This is a genomic window from Bacteroides sp. AF25-5LB (genome assembly GCF_003602965.1).
GTDB classification, from domain to species: Bacteria; Bacteroidota; Bacteroidia; order Bacteroidales; family Bacteroidaceae; genus Bacteroides; species Bacteroides uniformis.
Genome location: NZ_QTMC01000049.1, coordinates 1 through 743, shown reverse-complemented (window position 1 = coordinate 743; position 743 = coordinate 1). Strand labels below are relative to the sequence as shown.

At 55.7% G+C, this 743-nt stretch carries 1 pseudogene; it reads left to right on the top strand.

Annotated elements, in window-relative coordinates:
* Window positions 1-743, top strand: a pseudogene (locus DWY57_RS20660) (hypothetical protein); the annotation flags it as partial.

The following is a 743-nucleotide window of genomic DNA, read 5'->3' as shown; positions in this document are numbered from 1 at the left end:
TTCAGTATCCAGAAAGCCATTGACCATTTCGATACCGAACAGATGAAGAAGTGGTGCTCACGCCTCTATAACAAGTCCGGCATCTTCAAATACATCTACCCGTTCCTGAACGAAATGCCGGTGGGTGCTGACGGTGCCAAACAGACCTATCCGCAAATCTACGGTCTGAAGGGTTCGTTGAAAGCACACCGGAACTACTTCATCCAACGCCGGTATGACCTGAAGCAGGTGGAGTACGGCTATGTATCCACGCTGGGTGCCCAGTTCTACCAGAGTACGGCATCGCTGGACAAGGCTTATAAACTGAAACCGATGCAGTACCGGCTGACCATCCCGTACCGTGTGCAGCTCTCCACCAGCAACGGCGTGCAGGCCGACAGCGGCGTGGTGGATGCGGACGTGCTCCATTCCCTGCAGCTGACCCGTGCCTTCGGTGAGAACGACCCGCTGAAGATTATCGGTGCAGCCAAAATCAAGGAGCTGGTATGGCACGAGGATGCGTTCGCAATCGGCTTCAACTTCGGTCTGCTGACCTCACTGGTAAAACTCGACATGAGCGTGGAGAAAGCCAGCGGTTACCGGAACGGCTCGTTCATGGCTTCGACCAATGGTATGCTGCTTCTGGAAGAAGTGAACATGCGGAACAACCGGCTGGCCCGGAACGGGGACAACGGGAATGTGGCCACTTTGGACTTGAGCTGGCAGGGCCGCCTGAAGAAACTGGACGTGAGGGGTACGGGGCT